Annotated in this window: 14 protein-coding genes; 8 read left to right on the forward strand and 6 right to left on the reverse strand. The window is 71.9% G+C overall.

The features are described 5' to 3' along the window. Window positions 1–5: 5 nt before the first annotated feature. From CXR44_RS24460 to CXR44_RS24470, 3 genes are all read left to right on the forward strand, one after another. Window positions 6–1,700 carry an ABC transporter family substrate-binding protein gene (locus CXR44_RS24460; RefSeq protein WP_101788464.1) on the forward strand — a complete coding sequence of 565 codons (1,695 nt, stop codon included), beginning with the start codon at window positions 6–8 and terminating at the stop codon, window positions 1,698–1,700. 42 nt (window positions 1,701–1,742) lie between these two features. Then, window positions 1,743–2,858, forward strand: coding sequence for a winged helix DNA-binding domain-containing protein (locus tag CXR44_RS24465; protein WP_245899378.1), 1,116 nt, complete (start codon window positions 1,743–1,745; stop codon window positions 2,856–2,858). 158 nt (window positions 2,859–3,016) lie between these two features. Further along, complete coding sequence (locus CXR44_RS24470) at window positions 3,017–3,844, forward strand: PhzF family phenazine biosynthesis protein (protein WP_101788465.1); 828 nt, start codon at window positions 3,017–3,019, stop codon at window positions 3,842–3,844. A 97-nt stretch (window positions 3,845–3,941) separates the two neighbouring features. Here the strand turns inward: CXR44_RS24470 and CXR44_RS24475 are convergent, their stop codons facing one another. From CXR44_RS24475 to CXR44_RS24485, 3 genes are all read right to left on the reverse strand, one after another. Next, the gene (locus CXR44_RS24475) at window positions 3,942–4,697 is read right to left on the reverse strand and encodes a LamB/YcsF family protein (RefSeq protein ID WP_101788466.1); all 756 of its coding nucleotides are present in this window, start codon (window positions 4,695–4,697) and stop codon (window positions 3,942–3,944) included. A gap of 172 nt (window positions 4,698–4,869) precedes the next feature. Next, the gene (locus CXR44_RS24480) at window positions 4,870–6,384 is read right to left on the reverse strand and encodes a hypothetical protein (protein WP_180903681.1); all 1,515 of its coding nucleotides are present in this window, start codon (window positions 6,382–6,384) and stop codon (window positions 4,870–4,872) included. Window positions 6,385–6,507: 123 nt separating this feature from the next. Next, entirely contained in the window at window positions 6,508–6,732 is a 225-nt protein-coding gene (locus tag CXR44_RS24485; protein WP_101788468.1) for a hypothetical protein, read from the reverse strand. A 154-nt stretch (window positions 6,733–6,886) separates the two neighbouring features. On the opposite strand from CXR44_RS24485, the gene CXR44_RS24490 reads away from it, so the two are divergent. The 3 genes from CXR44_RS24490 (at window position 6,887) to CXR44_RS24500 (ending at window position 11,627) form a co-directional block, all read left to right on the forward strand. Continuing rightward, window positions 6,887–7,456 carry an HhH-GPD-type base excision DNA repair protein gene (locus CXR44_RS24490; RefSeq protein ID WP_101788469.1) on the forward strand — a complete coding sequence of 190 codons (570 nt, stop codon included), beginning with the start codon at window positions 6,887–6,889 and terminating at the stop codon, window positions 7,454–7,456. 194 nt (window positions 7,457–7,650) lie between these two features. Continuing rightward, window positions 7,651–9,744, forward strand: a complete 2,094-nt coding sequence (locus CXR44_RS24495; protein WP_101788470.1) for a SpoIIE family protein phosphatase — start codon at window positions 7,651–7,653, stop codon at window positions 9,742–9,744. Window positions 9,745–9,986: 242 nt separating this feature from the next. Further along, window positions 9,987–11,627: an RNA polymerase sigma factor gene (locus tag CXR44_RS24500; RefSeq protein WP_180903682.1), complete on the forward strand. Its 1,641-nt coding sequence runs from the start codon at window positions 9,987–9,989 to the stop codon at window positions 11,625–11,627. Window positions 11,628–11,866: 239 nt separating this feature from the next. Here CXR44_RS24500 and CXR44_RS24505 read toward each other — a convergent pair whose 3' ends face one another. Further along, window positions 11,867–12,601 (reverse strand): YaaA family protein, encoded by a 735-nt coding sequence (locus tag CXR44_RS24505; RefSeq protein ID WP_101788472.1) that lies wholly within the window; start codon window positions 12,599–12,601, stop codon window positions 11,867–11,869. Window positions 12,602–12,700: 99 nt separating this feature from the next. Between CXR44_RS24505 and CXR44_RS24510 the strand changes: the two genes are divergently transcribed. Further along, window positions 12,701–13,393 (forward strand): GNAT family N-acetyltransferase, encoded by a 693-nt coding sequence (locus CXR44_RS24510; protein ID WP_101788473.1) that lies wholly within the window; start codon window positions 12,701–12,703, stop codon window positions 13,391–13,393. A 244-nt stretch (window positions 13,394–13,637) separates the two neighbouring features. Here CXR44_RS24510 and CXR44_RS24515 read toward each other — a convergent pair whose 3' ends face one another. Beyond that, a complete protein-coding gene (locus CXR44_RS24515; protein ID WP_101788474.1) occupies window positions 13,638–13,868 on the reverse strand; it encodes a DUF7455 domain-containing protein in 231 nt (76 codons plus the stop codon). A 246-nt stretch (window positions 13,869–14,114) separates the two neighbouring features. Here CXR44_RS24515 and CXR44_RS24520 point away from each other — a divergent pair, with 246 nt between their 5' ends. Next, window positions 14,115–16,181: a DNA gyrase/topoisomerase IV subunit B gene (locus tag CXR44_RS24520; protein WP_101788475.1), complete on the forward strand. Its 2,067-nt coding sequence runs from the start codon at window positions 14,115–14,117 to the stop codon at window positions 16,179–16,181. A gap of 419 nt (window positions 16,182–16,600) precedes the next feature. On the opposite strand, the gene CXR44_RS24525 is transcribed toward CXR44_RS24520, so the two are convergent. Next, window positions 16,601–17,356, reverse strand: coding sequence for a tyrosine-protein phosphatase (locus CXR44_RS24525; protein ID WP_101788476.1), 756 nt, complete (start codon window positions 17,354–17,356; stop codon window positions 16,601–16,603). Window positions 17,357–17,508: the final 152 nt, after the last annotated feature.

The following is a 17,508-nucleotide window of genomic DNA, read 5'->3' on the forward strand; positions in this document are numbered from 1 at the left end:
TTCTCATGAGAGCAACACGACTCGCCACCGCGCTGCTGGTGGCGGTGACGGTGACCGGACCGCTGGCCGGCTGCGGCGGCCGGAGCGATCCGGGCGGCGCGCCCGGCGACGACGGCGGCCTGGCCGTCAAGGCGTACGACATCAACCCGCAGCCGCGCGAGAAGGTCAAGGACGGCGGCACGCTGCGCTGGGGCGTCAACGAGTTCCCCGCCCAGTGGAACCGCAACCACGTCGACGGCAACCTCGCCGTCGCCGCGATGGTGACCAACGCGCTGCTGCCGTCGCCGTTCCTGTCCGACGAGACGGCGGAGATCACGCCCAACCCCGACTACCTCCTCGGCGCCGAGGTCACCCGCCACCAGCCCAAGCAGGTGGTCACCTACCGGCTCAACCCGAAGGCCAGATGGTCGGACGGCAAGCCGATCACCTGGGCCGACTACGAGGCGCAGTGGCGGGCGCTCAACGGCGAGGACCCCGCCTTCCACATCGTGTCGTCCACCGGCTACCAGGACATCGAGAAGGTGGCCAGGGGCCGCGACGACCACGAGGTGGTGGTGACCTTCGCCCGGCCGTTCGGCGACTGGCAGTCACTGTTCGGGCCGCTGCTGCCCGCCTCGGCCAACCGGACGCCGGAGGCGTTCAACACCGCGTGGCTCAACCGCATCCCGGTGACGGCCGGGCCGTTCCGGTTCAAGGCGTTCGACCAGACGGCCAAGACCATCACGCTGGTGCGCGACGAGCGGTGGTGGGGCGAACGGGCCAAGCTCGACCAGATCGTCTACCGTGCCTCCGAGCAGGACTCGCTGATCGGCGCGTTCGGCAACGGGGAGCTGGACATCGCCGACATCGGCCCCTCCGCGCCCGACTACGCCCGCGCCCGCTCCACTCCCGACGCCCAGGTGCGCCAGGCGGCCGGCCCCGACTTCCGGCACCTGACCGTCAACGGCTCCAGCGACCTGCTGCGTGACGTGCGGGTGCGCCGGGCGCTCCAGCTCGGCATCGACCGGCAGGCCATCGCCCGCTCCGACCTGCAGGGCCTCGACTGGCCCACCACGCCGCTGAACAACCACTTCTTCATGAACACCCAGGACGGCTACCAGGACAACGCCGGCGACCTCGGGCGATACGACCCCGAGCGGGCCCGGAAGCTGCTGGACGAGGCCGGCTGGAAGCTCGCCGGCGCCGTCCGCCAGCAGGCCGGCAAGCCGCTGGCCCTGCGGTTCGTGGTGCCGTCGGGCGTGCAGGTCAGCAAGTCGGAGGCCGAGCTGACGCAGGCCATGCTGGAGCAGATCGGCGTCAAGGTCACCATCCAGGCGGTCCCCGGCGACGACTTCTTCACCAAGTACGTCATCCCCGGCAACTTCGACATCACGGCCTTCGCGTACATCGGCACCCCGTTCCCGGTGTCGAGCAGCTACGGCATCTACGTCAACAGCCCCGACGGCACCACGTGGAACGCCAACTTCGGCCGTACCGGCTCCAAAGCCATCGACGACGCGATGAACAAGGCGGCCAGGAGCCTCGACCCCGCGCGGGCGCGGGAGGCCGCCAACGCGGCCGACCGGCTCATCTGGCAGGAGGTCAACGTGCTGCCGCTCTACCAGCGGCCGCAGAACGTCGCCGCCCGCGCGACGCTGGCCAACGTCGGCGCCCGCGGCTTCTACGACCTGCGGTACGAGGACATCGGCTTCACCGCCTGACCTGCCTCCCGGACTGTCGGCCGGGTCCGGTAGAAGAGGACGGTGACCCTTTCCCTGACCTGGCCGCAGATCCTGACCTGGCGGCTGACCCGGCAGTTCGTGACCGGCCCCGGCGGTCCCGGCGCGGTGGCCGTCGCCCGCCGGCTGTGCGGCGTGCAGACCCAGGTGGCCTCCTCGGCCCAGCTCGCCGTGGCGCTCAGGAGCGCCCGGCCGGCGGCCGGTGAGATCGACACGGCGCTGTGGGCCGATCGCACGCTGGTCAAGACGTGGGTCATGCGCGGCACGCTGCACCTCGTCCCCTCCGACGAGCTGCCCGCCTACTGCTCGGCCCTGTCCACGCTGCGCTTCTGGGAGAAGGGCTCCTGGCAGCGCGGCCACGGCGTCACCGCCGCCCAGATCGGCGCCGTCATCGAGGCCGTGCCGCACGTCCTGGGGGAGGGGGCGCTGACCCGTGAGGAGCTCGTCGACGCCGTCGTCGAGGTCACGGGCGAGGCCCACCTGCGCGAGGCGCTCACCTCCGGCTGGGGCGCGCTGCTCAAGCCGCTCAGCCGGCTGGGCGAGCTGTGCTACGGGCCGCCGCGCGACGGCAAGGTGACGTTCACCGCGCCCCGCCGCTGGCTGCCCGGCTGGCCCGCCGAGCCGCCGCCCCAGGAAGAGGCGGGGGTCGCGCTGGCGCGCGCCTTCCTCGGCGCCCACGGTCCGGCGACGCCCGAGATGTTCGACGCGTGGCTGTTCGGCGGGGTGGCGCGCAAGGCCGTGCTCAGGGCGTGGTTCCGCGACCTCGCGCCCGAGCTGGCCGAGGTGCGCGCCTCCGACGGCCGATCGCTGCTCGCCCTGGCCGAGCACCTCGACGAGCTCGCCGCCGTCCGGCCGGGTGGCGAGGTCCACCTGCTGCCCGGCTTCGACCCCTACATCCTGGGCGCGCCCCGCGGCCTGGAGCCGCTCGTCCCGGCCGCGGTCAAGGCGCGGGTCAGCCGCCAGGCGGGCTGGATCTCACCGGTCGTCCTGCACGACGGCCGGGTCACCGGCGTCTGGGAGCCGAAGGACGGCCGGGCCGTCGTGGAGCTGTTCGAGCCGGTGCCGCAGCCCGCGCTGGACGCGGCGGTCGCCAGGATCGAGGCCCTGCTGGCGTCGCGCGACCAGGGGAGCGACCGCTGAGCCCGCCCGGCGGTCACGGGCGATCGGCCGCGTCCGCCGACGTCGCCCGCGGCGGGGCGCCGCCACCGGCCGCCACCGGCCGCCACCCGCCAGCGGCCGCCCGCCACCCGCCACAGGCCACCCGCCGCCACAGCCGAGCAACCAGGAGACCCTCGCCCATGTCCCGTCCTTTCGCCCAGGTCGACGTCTTCACCGACGTCCCCTACCTCGGCAACCCGCTCGCCGTCGTCCTCGACGGCCAGGGGCTGACCACGGCGCAGATGCAGCGCTTCGCCCACTGGACCAACCTGTCCGAGACCACGTTCCTGCTGCCGCCGTCCGACCCGGCCGCCGACTACCAGGTGCGCATCTTCACCGGCTCCGGCGAGCTGCCGTTCGCAGGCCACCCCACGCTCGGCACCTGCCACGCCTGGCTGGAGGCCGGTGGCGTCCCGGCGACCCCCGGTGAGATCGTGCAGCAGTGCGGGGCCGGGCTGGTGCGGGTGCGCCGGACCGGCGACGGTCTCGCCTTCGCCGCCCCGCCGCTGCTGCGGTCGGGGCCGGTGGACGAGCCGCTGGCGGGCCACATCGCCGGCCTGCTCGGCATCGGCCGCGACGAGATCGTCGATTTGGAGTGGGCCGACAACGGGCCCGGCTGGGTGGCGGTGCTGCTCCGCGACGCCGAGGCGGTGCTCGCGCTGCGGCCCGGCCGCGTCGATCTCGACCTCGGCGTGGTGGGCCCCCACCCGCCCGGCTCGCCCCAGGCGTTCGAACTGCGCGCCTTCTGCCCGTCCGAGGCCGGCACCGTCGAGGACCCCGTCACGGGCAGCCTCAACGCCTCCGTCGCCCAGTGGCTGCTGCGCACCGGCCGCGCCACCGCTCCCTACGTGGCCGCCCAGGGCACCGCGCTCGGGCGGGCCGGACGCGTCCACGTCTCCACCGACGGCGGCGACGTGTGGATCGGCGGCTCGTGCGTCACCTGCGTCACCGGGCGGGTCGAGCTGTGAGCGGCCCGCGACAGCCGCCCGCGCCCCGGAGGCGATCGGCGTCACCTCCCGGCGGACGTCATCAGCGGGCGCATGCGAGCGACTACATGACCGCCGGTCATGCGAACGGCTGGAGGACCACGCCCGCCTCCAGCAGCCCGTCACGCACGGCCCGCGCCAGCCGTACCGCGCCGGGCGTGTCGCCGTGCACGCACATCGACCGCGCCGCCATCGTCACGGCCGTGCCCTCGACCGACGTGACCAGCCCGTCCACGGCCATGCGCACCGCGCGCTCCGTCACCGTGCGCTCGTCGTGGATCACCGCGTCCGGCTCGCGGCGCGGCACCAGCGTGCCCGCGGACGTGTACGCCCGGTCGGCGAACGCCTCGGTCACCGTGGGCACCCCCGCTGCCGCCGCGATGGCGTGGACCACCGACACCGGCAGCGTGAGGACCGGCAGCGACGAGTCGTAGTCGGCCACGGCGTCGATCAGCGCCGCCGCCTGCTCCTCGTCGTGGCAGACCCGGTTGTACAGCGCGCCGTGCGGCTTGACGTACGACACCCGCCCGCCCATCGCCCGCGCGATGCCGTCGACCGCCGCGAGCTGGTAGAGCACCTCGGCGCACAGCTCCTCGGGCTCCAGGAGCACCTCGCGCCGCCCGAAGTGGGCCAGGTCGCGATAGGACACCTGCGCCCCGATCGACACCCCCCGGTCCACGGCCGCCGCGCAGGTGCGCCGGATGGTCACCGGGTCGCCGGCGTGGAACCCGCAGGCCACGTTGGCGCTCGTGACGATGTCGAGCAGCGCGAGGTCGTCACCGAGCCGCCAGATGCCGAAGCCTTCGCCGAGGTCGGCGTTCAGGTCCATCACCATGGATCCCATCATCGCGCGCCCGGCCGCGGCGGCGCGACGGACAACGCCCGAGTCGCCGTGCCGGCCGCGCCGCTCCCGTCGTGGAGGGCGGACCGGGTCAGGCCGCGCCCCGACGGGCCTGCCGTATTAGGAGCCGGTGCTCGGCCACGACGGGCGGCCACGGAACGGGACCCTAGATCCCGTCGGGGATGTCGGCGATGTCGTCCAGGGCGGCGGCCAGCTCGTCGGGGTCGTCGCCGATGCGCTCGGCGATCTCGATGAGCACGTGCAGCACGTCGTGGCGGTCGTGGCCCAGGTCGAGCAGTCGCTGCGCCGCCTCCCACAGCTGCGGCGGGTCACCCTCCCACAGCCGGGTGGCGATCTCCTCGTGCCAGGCCAGGTGCTCCTCGTCGACCGGGCCGACATGGTCGATCTCCAGCAGCGTGCGCCGGTCGGCCTCGTCGGCCGGGTTGAGGTCGTCGAGGGTGACGCCGTTGTGCACGCCCTGCAGGAACGGGAACGCGAACACCCGCCTGGCCAGCGCCGACAGGTCTCCGTCGGGCAGCAGCCGCTCCAGCAGCGGCAGGTCGAGCCCGAACGAGGTCGGATCGCGGTAGGCCTCGGGGAACTTGCCGATCGCCTCCCACACGGCGTCCAGCGTGGCCTTCAGGCCGGGCTCGGGCAGGCCGGTGCGCACCGCCGCGAACCGCACCCACGCCGCCAGCACGTGCGGCATGGCCTCCTGCTCGGCCGTGCTCAGCATGACCTTGCGCGGCAGCCAGTCGAGCAGGAAGGTCTCGCACTTGGTCGGGCTGACCCGCAGCGGCCGGCTGAAGTCCTGCTCGCAGCCGTAGTCGATGATGTGGTCGGCGCAGCGCGAGGCCGCCGACGGGTCGGACAGGTGCTCGGCCGCGTCGGAGGCCAGGAACTCCGCAGCCAGCATGGCGCGCCGCTCGCGGCTGTAGGGCGCCTCGATGTGCAGCGGCGCCGGTCGCTTGCGGCCCGGCGGCAGCGCCTTGAGCCGGGCTCGGGCGAAGGCGTGGTAGGCGCTGTAGCTCTCGCTGACCGGCGGCGGGGTCTTCGGCTCGCCGGTGGCCTTCATCGCCGACTCCAGCAGCGCCCTGGCCTGCTGGGGCTCGATCTCCTCGAACAGCAGCATGGGGTTGCCCGCCGCCTCGGCGCGGGCCTTCTCGAGCAGCTTGTCCACGTGGGAGGAGACCCAGGCGTCGCGCGCCATGCCCGACATGTTGTGGTCGACGACCATGACCAGCGCGTGCGGCTCGCGCACCGGCCCGACCGGCTCGGGACGCGCCTGCTCGCCCTCACCGAAGCGGTAGGCGAACGTGCAGATGACGGTGTCCTGGTCGCCGTAGGCGTCGCGGGAGACGTAGCAGCCGGTGGGCTTGACCGCGCCGACCCGGTCGGCCCAGCCAGGCCTGGCCACGCCCGACTCCATCATCGCCAGCGCCGCGCCCTCCGCCTTGGCGCCCTGGCGCGCCGTGCCGAGGTAGGCCAGGCAGATGAGCAGCGTCAGCGACGCCGGCGTGCCGGCCTTGGCCGCGTAGTCGACCAGCCCCTCGCCGAGCACCTGCTCGACGTCGCCGCCCCGGACCCTCCGACCCCACCAGGCGCCGATCATGTCGGATACCATCAACTCCGCGTCAAGGGGGCTGCGTACGGCGAGCAGCTCGCGTGCCGCCTGCACCATTTCCTTGAACACTTCGTCCGGTGGAGTGCTCTCCCTGGGATCTCGTCGGTGTCGGCGCACGCCCTCACTCTCTCGCATTCCAGGCGCAAACGGTGCGTAGAACGCGGCCCGGTGACCTCGATGTTATCGGGGAGACCGGGGCGGCGGGGCGGAGTTGACGATCGCGAGCAGGTGCTCGCGCGCGATGCGTTCGACGATCTCCGGTGTCGCCGAGATCCCGAGGTGCTGCGCGCAGGCGCACACGTCGGCGACGCAGCGGTCGATCGTGTCCACGGGCACGGTCAGGAACTCCTCGGCCAGCCTGAGACTGACCGGCTCCCTGAGGAAGCGAGTGGCCAGAGCGAGCATAGGTGTCAGATTCCTCTGGATGCCCAGGGGCAAACCCCTAGGAACGGAAGCAGGGCGACTTGCGCTCCCATTCCACCTTTTCTCGGGCCCGTGTCAAGCCTCCACTACGCCTGTGTTCGCTTCTCGGCAACTCCTTTCGTGCGAAGCTGTTCCCATGCGCATCCAGCTCGCCCAGCGGACGGAGGCCGACGACCTGCTCGGCCGCAGTCCGCTCGCCCTCCTCGTCGGCATGCTGCTCGACCAGCAGATCCCGATGGAGCAGGCGTTCACCGGGCCCTACACGATCTCCCAGCGGCTGGGGCACGACCTCACCGCCGAGGAGATCGCCTCCCACGACCCCGAGGCGTTCGCCGCGTTGCTGGCCGAGAAACCCGCCGTGCACCGCTACCCCTCCTCGATGGCCGCCAGGGTCCAGCAGCTGGCCGCCTACCTCGTCGAACACTACGAGGGCCGTCCCGAGCGCGTCTGGACCGAGGCCGCCGACGGCAAAGATCTTCTCCGCAGGCTTCAGGCGCTTCCTGGTTACGGCAAGCAGAAAGCCCAGATATTTTTGGCATTGCTCGGCAAGCAACTGGGCGTCCGGCCGCCAGGATGGCGCGAGGCGGCGGGGCCGTACGGCGAGGAGGGATCCTTCCGATCGGTGGCCGATGTGGTCGACGCCGACACGCTGGGTCGCGTACGGGCCGCCAAACAGGACGCCAAGCGGGCGGCCAAGGCCAAGTAGCCTGATCTTGCTGCGCAACGTGGAGCGACTTTGACAGGATGCGTTGATGGTATGGCTGCCGGGACTTCCGTCCGCGCATGCCCATCGCCGATGATGTACAGCAGGATCCGGTCGCCCGGAGCCGCGCTACGCCGATACACAGTTATGGAGATGTGCCGCGTGGGAGACCCTGGCACGCGACGGAGGTGCCGAGCATGAGCGCCGAGACCTCCGTTCCCCGTCCCCGGGAGTCGGATGTGGACATCTCAGACTCCGCCCTGTTCAAGGGCCTGCTTTCCGAGGCGCAGTTCGCCTTCGCCTTCCTCGAGCCCGACGGCCGCCTCCAGCGGGCCAACGACGTGTTCAGCGACGTCGTCGGCGTGCCCGCCGACCGGCTGGCCGGCCGCGCCCCGGCCGAGGCCCTCGCGGCCGACCTGGCGCAGGTCGTCACCCACGCGGTGCAGGGCGTCGTCGAGAGCGACGCGCCGGTCACCGAGAGCCGGGTACGGGTGCGCACGCCCGAGGGCGAGACCCGCCACTGGTCGCTGTCGTTCTCGCCGGTCCACGACGACGCGGGCGAGCTGCGGGCCGTGGCGCTCATCGGCATGGACGTGACCGAGAGCCGCCAGACCGAGGAGGACCTGCGCCGCAGCGAGGAGCGCTACCGCTCGCTGGTCGAGGCGCAGTCGCAGCTGGTCTGGATCACCTCGCCCACCGGCACCGTGGTCGAGGACGCGCCGCAGTGGCGCGCCATCACCGGCCAGGGCCTGGAGGAGTACCTCGCGCACGGCTGGCTCGACGTGGTGCACCCGGAGGAGCGCCAGCAGACCGAGGAGGCCTGGAAGGAGGCGCTGCGCGGCCGCACCATGTTCGAGTGGAACTACCGGGTGCGCACCCGCGCCAGCGGCTACCGCCACTTCGAGGTGCGCGCCGTGCCCATCATCCGGCACGGCCGGGTGGTCGAGTGGGTGGGCGCCAACACCGACGTCACGCCGCAGCGCGAGGCCGAGGAGATGCGCGGCAGGCTGACCGACCAGCTCGGCGCCGCGGCCCTGCGCACGGCCCGCCTGCAGGGCGCCACCGCGATGCTGGCCGAGGCCCTCACGGTCGAGCAGGTGGTGCAGGTCATCATCGACGTGGGCCGCACCGCGCTGGCCGCCGACCGTTCGGCGGTCGCGCTGCTCGACACCGACCGGGCCGCGCTCAAGCTGGTCAACGGCGAGGGCGTCCCCGAGGCGTCCGGCACGACCGGCGAGGAGATCCCGCTCTCCCACTCCAGCGTGATGACCATGGCCGTCAACAGCCGGCGGCCGGTGTTCGCCGAGTCGCCCGAGAGCCTGAAGTCGCAGCTGCTGGAGGCGGGCGGCGACGAGCGGGTGCTCGCCAACTACCTCAGCAACAGCGACGAGCGCGCCTGGGTGGGCCTGCCGCTGCTGGCCGCGGGCCGGGCCCTCGGCGCGCTGCGCTTCTCGTTCACCCGGCCGCAGAAGATCTCCCAGGAGGACGGCGTCTTCCTGGAGGCGCTGGCCGGGCAGTGCGCGCTCGCCGTCGAGCGGGCGACGCTGTTCGAGCGCGAGCACCGCACCGCCGAGACGCTGCAGCGCAGCCTGCTGCCCGACCGCCTGCCGGTGATCAAGGGCTTGGAGCTGGCTCAGCGCTTCCGCTCCGGCAGCCGTCACGTGCAGGTCGGCGGCGACTGGTACGACGCCTTCGTGCTGCAGGACGGCCGGGTCGCGGCCGTCGTCGGCGACGTCATGGGCAAGGGCGTCAAGGCCGCTGCGGGCATGGGCCGCATCCGCAACGCCATGCGGGCGCTGGCCCTGACCAACCCGCCGCCCGCGGCCGTGCTGACCGGTCTCGACCGGGTCTTCGACGCCACGGAGGAAGAAGAGCAGGTCACCACCCTGGCCTACATGGTCGTCGAGCCCGTCACCGGCGAGGGCACGCTCGCGCTCGCCGGTCACCCGCCGCCCGTGCTCGTCTCACCTCAGGGCACGGCCGTGCTGTGCGACGCGCAGCCCGGCACGCCGCTGGGCTGGCCGACCAGCCGCCGGCAGTTCAGGTTCGTGGTGCCGCCCGGCCACACCGCGGTGCTCTACTCCGACGGTCTGGTGGAGAACCGCAAGCGCGGCCTGGACGCGGGACTCGCGGAGATTTGCAGTGTTGTGACCGAAGCGCCGCCCGAGGTCGTGAGAAGTCCGCACATGCTGCTGGACTTCCTGGTTGACCGGATGTTGTCGGGATATGAACAAGATGATGACGTTACCGCCCTGGCCATTCACGTGCCGCCCGCCACGAAGAGTGACTGAATGAAACAGTCATAAGGGTTGCTTTCGGGTATCAGTGGCGCGCTTACGTACGCACTACTGTCTGGGTCGGCCTAGGGTGGAGGTCAACCGCCGGGAGGTGGCCGTATGGAGCGCGAGGTCGTGCCACAATGCTGGGCAGGTCCGTCGCGGTCCGCACGGCCTCACCGATCTCCGAGAGAGGCATCAGCCCCCCAGCGGGCATCTGGGTCCATTGTCGCCACGCGTTCGTTCGAGAGGTGTTCGTGTCGCCTGCAAGTTCGACTCGCTCGAAGCCACAAGAGCTGAACGAGCCCGTCATTCAGCGACTGCTCGAGCGTGGGCGCTCGCAGGGTTTCCTCGAGTCCGAGGATGTCCGCCAGGCCTTCGAGGAGGCGGACATCCCCATGTCGCACGCCGCCGCGTTCTTGCGGAACCTCAGCAAAGAGGGCGTGACCGTGGTGGTGACCGCCGCGGATTCGGCTGCGCCGAAGAAGTCTCGTGGTCCAGCAAAGCGCCGCACTGCCGCCCCCGTCAAGACCAAGGCCGCAGCGGCCGCCAAGGAGCAGAAGCCCGAGACCGTGACCGCGGTCGTGGGCACCGCCGAGGCCGAGCCCGCTGCCAAGAAGCCGGTCCCCGCCAAGAAGGCCGCCCCGGCGGCCAAGAAGGCGGCGCCGCCCGCCAAGAAGGCCAAGCCCGAAGCCGCTGGGCCTGCCGAGACCAAGCCGAAGCCCGTCGACGGCGTGGACGACGACGAGGACATCGAGCTCGACGGTGACGTGGAGCTGGAGGACCTCGAGGACATCGCCATCGACGACGACGAGATCGTCGCCGAGGCCGAGTCGGAGTCCGACGACGACTCCGACTCCGACGACGAGCCCAAGGCCGCCGACGTGGCCGCCACCGTCGCGACCCAGAAGAGCGAGGACGAGGTCCTCATCCTGTCCGACGACGACGATGACGCCCCGGTCGCGCAGGTCGCCGCCGCCGGTGCCACCGCCGACCCGGTCAAGGACTACCTCAAGCAGATCGGCAAGGTTCCCCTGCTCAACGCCGAGCAGGAGGTCGAGCTGGCCAAGCGCATCGAGGCGGGCCTGTTCGCCGAGGAGCAGCTCGGCAGCCCCGAGGCCGAGAGCCTGCCGGTCGACGTCCGCGCCGAGCTGGAGTGGATCGCCGAGGACGGCCGCCGCGCCAAGAACCACCTCCTGGAGGCCAACCTCCGTCTGGTGGTCTCGCTGGCCAAGCGCTACACCGGCCGCGGCATGCTGTTCCTGGACCTGATCCAGGAGGGCAACCTCGGCCTGATCCGCGCGGTCGAGAAGTTCGACTACACCAAGGGCTACAAGTTCTCCACCTACGCCACGTGGTGGATCCGGCAGGCGATCACCCGCGCCATGGCCGACCAGGCGCGGACCATCCGCATCCCGGTCCACATGGTCGAAGTGATCAACAAGCTGGCCCGGGTTCAGCGGCAGATGCTGCAGGACCTCGGCCGCGAGCCCACGCCCGAGGAGCTGGCCCGCGAGCTGGACATGACGCCCGAGAAGGTCGTCGAGGTCCAGAAGTACGGTCGCGAGCCCATCTCGCTGCACACCCCCCTCGGCGAGGAGGGCGACAGCGAGTTCGGCGACCTCATCGAGGACTCCGAGGCCATCGTCCCGGCCGACGCCGTCAGCTTCACGTTGCTGCAGGAGCAGCTGCACTCCGTTCTCGACACGCTGTCGGAGCGCGAGGCGGGCGTCGTGTCGATGCGGTTCGGCCTCACCGACGGGCAGCCCAAGACGCTCGACGAGATCGGCAAGGTCTACGGGGTGACGCGTGAGCGCATCCGGCAGATCGAGTCGAAGACGATGTCCAAGCTGCGCCACCCGTCCCGGTCCCAGGTGCTGCGCGACTACCTCGACTGACCGTCCCGCACGACGCCCGAGCCCCGCCCTGCCGCGCAGCGCGGGGCTCTCGCGTTCCCGATCCTCCCCACGCCCTTGCCGCCCTGAAGCTGGTGGACGGCGGGCCCGGACAGCACGCCGGGGCCGGCGTGGCGGCCGCGGGCCCGAGGGCATGCCCGCTTGATCGGAAAGCTCACCGGGAGAGCCGGGCAGGTGGTGCTGTCCGGGCCGTCAGGGCGTCGTCCGGGGCGGGACGGTGCTCACAGGCGGATGTCGAGCGTCCACGGGCGGGTGGGCCGGGCAGGGGCCGACAGGTCTACGACGTAGCCCAGCGCGTCCAGGGTCTTGGCCAGCTCGGCGGGGGAGGCGGGGTCGGCGCCGGACTCCAGGAGCGCTCTGGCGACCTGGCCGCGGGTGGCCTTGGCCATGTGGCTGACCACCTTGCCGTCCTTGAACACCCGTACCGCCACCGACCGGTCGCCCGGCTGCCAGGCCCCCGCGTACGTGGCCGACCGCAGGTCGACCACCAGCCCCGGGAGCGGATCGAGCTGCTTCGTCACCAGCGGGCGCCAGAAGGCGGCCAGCCCGCCGAGCGGAGGCAGGTTGACGCCCATGGACAGCCGGTACGGCGGCACGCGGTCGGTGATCCGCAGCACGCCCCACAGCCCCGAGAAGACCAGCACCGACTCCTCGGCCCGCCGCCTGGCCTCGCCGTCCAGGGTGCCGAGGCCGAGGTTGTCGTACAGGACGCCGGTGTAAAGCTCGGCCGCGGGCAGCGTGGCGGCCGTCTGGAGCACCAGGTTTTTGGCGAGCTCGCCGGCCAGGCCCGGGCTCAGCCCCAGCACCTCCAGGGCGTCACGCCGCCGGGACGCTTTGGCGAGCGCGGTGCGCACCCGCTTGCGCGGCCGGTCGAGCGCCGGGAAGGAGAGATCGCCCAGGGGAGGGCCACCGCCTTCGGACGCCTTGCCCTCGGACGGCGGCAACAGAATCAGCACGGCCCCATTGTCCCAGGCCAGCCCGCCGCGTCGGCCACGGCCTCCCGTCCGCGCGGCCCGCTCCCCGCGCGACGGAGCGGGGTGGCTAGGCTCCTGTGGGTGAACGTCGACCTCCTCGTCCACGAGGCCTGGCCCGCGTACGAGCAGCGGCGGCACGGCGGCTGGATCCTCCGGTACGCGGGCGGGGTCACCAAGCGGGCCAACTCGGTCCTCGCGCTGGACGTCCCCGCCGACCTGGACGCGGCCATCGGCGTCGCCGAGGACTTCTACGCCTCCCGAGGCCGGCGCTGCGTGTTCGCGGTGGGGGCCGCCCCGGAGCTGGACGCCGCGCTGGAGGCCAGGGGATACGCTCTCGTCGACCCCACCGTCGTCATGACGGGCCCCGGCGGGTCGCCGGAGCCCGAGCACGAGGTGCGCGTCGAGGACCGTCCGTGGCCCGCGTGGCTGCGGGCGTGGTGGTCCGTGGACGGCCGCTACGGCAGCGGGCTGGAGGAGGCCGAGCGCATCTGCACCGGCGTGCCCGCCTGGTACGCCGCCGTGGAGGAGGACGGCGTGCCACTGGCGGTGGGGCGCGGTGTGCCGCAGGGGGACACCCTGGGCGTCTACTGCATGGCGACCCTGCCGCGGGCGCGCCGCCGCGGGCTGGCCCGCAGCGTTCTGCGCGCTCTCGTGCGTCAAGGCGGGACCCGCTCGGCCTACCTCGTCACCACCACGTCCAACGTGGCCGCGCAGGCGTTGTACAGGAGTGAGGGCTTCGAGATCCGGGGCGGCTACCACTACCGGATCCGCTGACCCGGCCGGCCGCGTCTCGGCCCCTCGGGCGGGAAGGCCGAACGCGGGACGAGAACGCGGGACGAGAGCCGAACACGGGACGAGAGCCGAGTCCGGGACGAGAGCCGAACGCGCGGCGGAGCCGAACCCGGGCGGGCGGAATGTCGAAGGTGGGTGGGAATGCTGAACGGCGGTCACGGGCATGCCGCGACCGCCGTTCGACGCTTGTGCGATATGTGGTTATCTCATCACGACCAGCGCGGTGTCAGCGCTCGTCGTTGCGGGCAATGGAAGGGGTTTCGCTGAGCCGAGCCGACTCGTCCAGGATGTCGGCGCCCTTTTCGCGCAGTGCCGCGATGTGCTGACGCCCGTGGTGGGCGCAGAACAGCAGCTCCCCACCCACGGGCAGGGTCGCGCGAATGTAGGCCTGGGCGCCGCAACGGTCGCAGCGGTCGAGGGCCGTCAGCGGCTTAACGGGGGCGAGAGCTCCAGTCACGTATCGCCTTTCGGGTCACCCCCGCCGAAGCGAGGATCTGGCGTCAGTCACTTGGAACAACATCTAACCGGACGTGGACGTTCCCAACCGCCCCCTCGCTACGCCGAGAGCGGAATGTGTCCGAAAGTAATGACGGACAGCCGCCCGGTAACGGCAAACGTGACGGCATGGCAAGCTTGTACGCGCGCGCAGGGGAAGAACGGTAAGCTACGCACTGGTGTTCGATGCTAGACCAGAGGAGCTGGAGTGACGCTAGTCGAGGCGGGTTACACGGCTCGTCACCTGTCGGTGCTTGAGGGCCTCGAAGCGGTCCGCAAGCGGCCCGGCATGTACATCGGGTCCACCGACAGCCGCGGGCTCATGCACTGCCTCTGGGAGATCGTGGACAACGGCGTCGACGAGGCGCTGGCGGGCCACTGCGACCGCATCGAGGTCGAGCTGTACGCCGACGGGTCCATCGAGGTGCGCGACAACGGCCGGGGCATCCCGGTCGACGTCGAGCCCAAGAGCGGTCTGGCCGGTGTCGAGCTCGTCTACACCAAGCTCCACGCGGGCGGCAAGTTCGGCGGCGGCTCCTACGGCGCGTCCGGCGGCCTGCACGGCGTCGGCGCCTCCGTGGTCAACGCCCTGTCGGCGCGCCTCGACGTGGAGGTCGACCGCGACGGGCGGGTGCACGAGATCAGCTTCCGCCGCGGCGTTCCCGGCGTGTTCGACGGCGACGGGCCGACCGCGAAGTTCCGCAAGAAGTCGGGGCTGCGCGAGGGCGGCAAGCTGGCCGCCGACGTCACGGGCACCCGTGTCCGCTTCTGGGCCGACAAGCAGATCTTCCTGCCCGACGCCGAGGTGTCGCTCGACGAGATCCACGTCCGGCTGCGCCAGACCGCCTTCCTGGTGCCCGGCCTCACCCTCGTGGTCGTCGACAGCAGGCACGAGGAGCGCGTCACGGAGGAGTTCCGCTTCGACGGCGGCATCTCCGAGTTCACCGACTTCCTCGCCCGCGACGAGGCCGTCTGCGACGTGCTGCGCCTGCAGGGCGTCGGCCACTTCCACGAGACCGTGCCCATCCTCGACGACCAGGGTCACATGACCCCCACCGAGGTGCAGCGCGAGCTGACCGTCGACGTGGCGGTGCGCTGGGGCAAGGGCTACGAGTCCACCGTCCGCTCGTTCGTCAACGTCATCTCCACCCCCAAGGGCGGCACCCACCTGACGGGCTTCGAACGCGGGCTGGTCCGCACGATCAACGAGCAGCTGCGCGAGACCCGCCTGCTCAAGAACGGCGACGACCCGGTCACCAAGGAGGACATCCACGAGGGCCTGACCGCCGTGGTGACCGTCCGGGTGCCCGAGCCGCAGTTCGAGGGCCAGACCAAGGAGGTGCTCGGCACCTCCGCGGCGACCCGCATCGTCTCCCACGTGGTCAGCCGCGAGCTCAAGGAGCTGTTCGCCAACCCGCCGCGCGGCTTCAAGCAGCCGCTGCGCGCCGTGCTGGAGAAGATCGTCGCCGCCGCCAAGGCACGCATCGCCGCCCGCGAGCACCGCGACAACCAGCGCCGCAAGAGCGCCCTCGAAAACTCCGCGTTGCCGGCCAAGCTCGTCGACTGCCGAAGCGACGACGTCGACCGCAGCGAGCTGTTCATCGTGGAGGGTGACTCGGCGCTCGGCACGGCCAAGCTGGCCCGCGACTCGGAGTTCCAGGCGTTGCTGCCGATCCGCGGCAAGATCCTCAACGTCCAGAAGGCGTCGATGAGCGACATGCTCAAGAACGCCGAGTGCGCCGCCATCATCCAGGTGGTGGGGGCCGGGTCCGGCCGCTCGTTCGACATCGACGCCGCCCGCTACGGCAAGGTCATCCTCATGGCCGACGCCGACGTCGACGGCGCCCACATCCGGTGCCTGCTCTTAACGCTGTTCCACCGCTACATGCGGCCCATGGTCGAGGCCGGCCGCGTCTTCGCCGCCGTCCCGCCGCTGCACCGCATCGAGCTCACCAACCCGGGCCGGGGCAAGGAGAAGTACATCTACTGCTACTCCGACGCCGAGCTGCAGCGGGTGCTGCGCGACCTGGAACGGCGGGGCAAGCGCTGGAAGGACCCGGTGCAGCGCTACAAGGGTCTGGGTGAGATGGACGCCGACCAGCTGGCCGAGACCACCATGGATCCGCGTCACCGCATCCTGCGTCGCGTGCGCATCGAGGACGCCGAGGGGGCGGAGAGCATCTTCAGCCTGCTGATGGGCAGCGAAGTGGCGCCGCGCCGCGAGTTCATCGTCAACAGCGCCGCCGAGGTGGACCGCGACCACATCGACGCCTGACGACGATGCCGTGACGAGCGCCTCCAGGCGTGACGCCTGTCGCCCGGCGCGGTGATCGTGTCGGCACCGGGGCGCGGGCGTCCGCCACGGCGGTCCCGGTGTCGTCTCCTGGCGTCTCTCGGCGTGGGTGCGGTGCCTGAGGGGCGCGCCCCTGTCCCCGGGCCGTGTCCTCTGTGCGGCGGTGAGGGGCTGCGTCGCGGCCTGACGTTGTGGGCTGTGTCCCGGTCTGATGTTGTGGATCGCGTCCCGGTCTGGCTTTGTGGGCTGCGTTCCCTCGGTCTGTGGCTCCCCCGTGACGGTGCAGGACCGCATTCCTGGGCTGTGGCTGCCGTGTGACGGTGTCGGGCCGCGTTCCCTGGCTGTAGCTCCCGGGTGACGGGGGTTCCTGGCCTCGCTCCGGTGGGGCGTGCCTGAGCCTGTCAGGCAGCGGTGCCGGTCGCCGAGGGGCCGTCGGTGAGGAGTCCGGCGCGGAGGCGTAGGAGCAGGTCGTCGTCCACGCCGAGCACGTCCGCCGCGTAGCCCCGGACGGACCCGTGGCGGGACGTCAGGTCGGCGAGGAACAGCCGCATGACCTCCGCCGGCGCCCGCCCGTACCCGGGCCAGCGCAGCACCCGCGACGGATGGGCGGCCCGCCAGTCGGCCACCAGCCGTTCCGTGGCCAGCTCGGTCAGCGCGAAGTCCTCGACGATCTGCTCCTCCGACACCCCGGCCAGCGACAGGACCAGGGCGGCCAGGATCCCGGTGCGGTCCTTGCCCGACGCGCAGTGGAACACCAGCGGACCGTCGCCGGCGGCGATGACCTCCAGCGCCTGCCGCAGCTCGCCGGCCCCGTCCGCGGCGACCTCGGCGTACCGGTCGGCGAGATGACGCCACGGGTCGACGTCCGGGTCGATCTCCGCCTGGTCGTAGGGCCGGTGCTCGACGCTCAGGTTCATGTACGCCATCCCCGCGCACTCCGGCACCCGGCCCTTGGCCGCGATCTCCCACGGGTAGCGCAGGTCGATCACCCTACGCACACCGAGCGTGAGAAAGCGGTCCCAGTCGTCGCCCGCCAGCTTGGCCAGTGAATCGGACCGGTAGAGCCGCCCCCACCGCACCGCCCGGCCGTCGCCGGCGAGGTAGCCGCCCAGATCGCGAAAGTTGTGCAGGCGGCTGAACGCGATGTGTCTCTCCACTTGGGACACCCTACGGGCTCCGCACGCAGCGGTCCGAATCCTGCCAGCCCCTTCCGGCGGGGCCCTGCTTGGCTGGTGCGCATCCACCCACTGACGCGCGCCACCCACTGACGCGCGCCACCCACTGACGCGCGCCACTCCCTGACGCGCGC

The organism is Nonomuraea indica (genome assembly GCF_002850745.1).
GTDB classification, from domain to species: Bacteria; Actinomycetota; Actinomycetes; order Streptosporangiales; family Streptosporangiaceae; genus Nonomuraea; species Nonomuraea indica.

Bases quoted from the DNA above. Each gene is read 5' to 3' on its own strand.
- CXR44_RS24460 (WP_101788464.1), top strand. From the start codon at position 6: ATGAGAGCAACACGACTCGCCACCGCGCTGCTGGTGGCGGTGACGGTG.
- CXR44_RS24470 (WP_101788465.1), top strand. From the start codon at position 3,017: ATGTCCCGTCCTTTCGCCCAGGTCGACGTCTTCACCGACGTCCCCTAC.
- CXR44_RS24475 (WP_101788466.1), bottom strand. From the start codon at position 4,697: ATGGTGATGGACCTGAACGCCGACCTCGGCGAAGGCTTCGGCATCTGG.
- CXR44_RS24480 (WP_180903681.1), bottom strand. From the start codon at position 6,384: ATGGTGCAGGCGGCACGCGAGCTGCTCGCCGTACGCAGCCCCCTTGAC.
- CXR44_RS24485 (WP_101788468.1), bottom strand. From the start codon at position 6,732: ATGCTCGCTCTGGCCACTCGCTTCCTCAGGGAGCCGGTCAGTCTCAGG.
- CXR44_RS24490 (WP_101788469.1), top strand. From the start codon at position 6,887: ATGCGCATCCAGCTCGCCCAGCGGACGGAGGCCGACGACCTGCTCGGC.
- CXR44_RS24495 (WP_101788470.1), top strand. From the start codon at position 7,651: ATGAGCGCCGAGACCTCCGTTCCCCGTCCCCGGGAGTCGGATGTGGAC.